Source organism: Oleiphilus sp. HI0132 (assembly GCF_001635845.1).
Genome location: NZ_LWGJ01001209.1, coordinates 1 through 2,405 on the forward strand (window position 1 = coordinate 1; position 2,405 = coordinate 2,405).

Annotated in this window: 2 protein-coding genes; both read right to left on the reverse strand. The window is 43.6% G+C overall.

Annotated elements, in window-relative coordinates; genetic code table 11:
* A partial coding sequence (locus A3766_RS17585) for a 4Fe-4S binding protein (protein WP_231882915.1) occupies positions 1 to 594 on the reverse strand: 594 nt, incomplete at its 3' end.
* A gap of 211 nt (positions 595 to 805) precedes the next feature.
* Entirely contained in the window at positions 806 to 2,251 is a 1,446-nt protein-coding gene (locus A3766_RS17590) for a sigma-54-dependent Fis family transcriptional regulator (protein ID WP_231882523.1), read from the reverse strand.
* Positions 2,252 to 2,405 lie beyond the last annotated feature (154 nt).

The window sequence follows — 2,405 nt, forward strand, 5'->3', positions numbered from 1 at the left end:
ATAACCAACAAAGGTAAGCCCGGTCGCAAAAGCTAATGCCAGCCAGCTTAAGTGCTTAGCGCTTTTCTTAATCAGTTTTTCAAGATCCCACTTGTTTTTAACCAACTTGATTCGCTTGTTTCGGCTTCCTTCAAACAAATCCTCAAGCCACATAAACATAAATGACCAAACCGTTTGCGGGCAACTATAGCCACACCAAACACGACCAAAAAGAGAGGTAATAAAGAACAGACCAAAGGCGCAAATAATTAATGCAAAAGCCAGTAAGGTAAAGTCCTGAGGCCAGAAGACGGCACCAAATAAATGAAATTTACGCTCACTCAAATCAAACAAGATAAGCGGTTTGCCATCATAATTTACCCAAGCTAGAACAAAGTACATTGCTAACAGCAAGGTAAGCGAACGCTTACGCACTGTTTGGAAAAAACCGGTGATCTTTCGAACATAAATCTTTTCACGCGAAGCATAAAGCTCATGTTCGACAGTCTTATCTTTCTGTTTCGCTTCACTATCAGAGACATCCACAACCGGGATAGTTGAAGTCATATAGCTACCTTTTGTTTGCCTCTCTTCAGGCTGATTAATTACTGACAATCAAAACACTTTAGAGAATTTATAGTTCAATTTAAGAAAACTATTGCAACACTTAGGCCAAGCACCTACAAAACAAATAAAGCTTTGTTTTTATTAAAAATTTACAGAGGAACAGGTGTTCAAAAGAAGGATTAAAAAACGACATTAAGACACGACATTTCGCCATAAAGCGATATATCGCGCCCACATTTAAATTTAGACAAACTAAACCTTAAGCACTAACACCAAGCTTTTTCATCTTGGAACGAAGGGTACTTGGTGGCAAATCAAGCAATTCAGCAGCTCCTTGCTTTCCCGCTATCATACCGCCAGTCTGTCTCAGCGCCTCTTTAATATGGTTTGCTTCCGCCTCTTTAAGCGTCACCAAGACGGCTGCATGGGAGTTTCTTCGTTTTTTAGGTGCAGAAGGGATGGGGGCAACATCAAGAATAGGTGGCGTACAAACAATCGCAGCCCGCTCGATGACGTTTTGAAGCTCTCTGATATTGCCAGGCCAATCATAATCACACAACTGCTGTAAGGCCGCTGGGGAAATATGGGTGAAATTTTTTGCTAACCTTAAATTCAGAGCATTCAGAATATGCTCTACAAGTAAAGGAATGTCCTCTTTTCGCTGGCGTAAACTAGGTGCCTGAATAGGAAAAACGCTAAGCCGATAATACAGGTCATTACGAAATTCACCCTGCTCTAGCATATCAGCCATATTACGATTGGTCGCGGCGATAACCCGAACATCAACATGCAAAGTTTCACTACTGCCTAAGCGTTCAAACTCTCCCTCCTGGAGAACCCTTAGCAATTTTACTTGAATATCCAAAGGCAGCTCGCCCACCTCATCAAGAAAAATTGTACCGCCATCAGCCAATTCAAAACGGCCAATGCGCTGTTTCACTGCGCCAGTAAAGGCCCCTTTTTCATGGCCAAACAACTCGCTTTCAACCAGGTTCGGCGCAATAGCACCACAGTTAACTTTTACTAAAGGACGGTCTCGACGACGGCTAGCGCCGTGAATAGACCTCGCGATCAACTCTTTACCCGTGCCGCTTTCCCCTTGAATTAATACAGACGAGTCGGTGGGTGCAACATGCTCGATCTGCGTATGAATCTGATCAAGAGCAGGCCCCTGGCCAATCATCTTGGCGTAGTTATGCTGAGACTGGATCTCATCCATCAGGTAGCGATTCTCGGCCTGTAATTGCTCCTTCAATTCTTCTACCTGACGCAGCCCAGACTTTAACTCTCGCTCTGAGCGTTTCCGTTCCGAGATATCCTTAAACACAATCACAGCACCGACTATCTCACCCTCATGCTCAATAGCTGTTGCGATATACTCTACAGGAAACTGCGAACCGTCTTTGCGCCAAAAAACCTCATTATCGACTTCACGCTGAACACCGTCTTTTACTGTTTGATAGACAGGGCAAGTATGCACTGGGTAATGACGACCATCTTCATGGGAATGATGATGAAACTCATGAACTATTTTGCCAATAAGGTCTTCTTCCAGCCACCCGGTCATTCGTTCGGCGGCTGGATTCACGAAAGTGGTTAAACCGTTTTTATCAAGACCGTAAACACCTTCACCAATAGACGTCAGGATAAGCTCGTAGCGTTTTTTCAGTGCATCCGATTCATTAGACATTTCGGTGAATGCCATAACTAGCCTCTCAACTTGCTCAAGTAGAAAGCTTAGGTTAACCCAATTCAAGCCAGCCGTCTTCAGTCCACTCAATAAAGCTCAATTGATCTAAAGCAAGGCTCGCCTCTAGCAAGCCTGATACGCTCATAGTTATTAAAAAACAGCTATAAAC

Bases quoted from the DNA above. Each gene is read 5' to 3' on its own strand.
- A3766_RS17590 (WP_231882523.1), bottom strand. From the start codon at position 2,251: ATGGCATTCACCGAAATGTCTAATGAATCGGATGCACTGAAAAAACGC.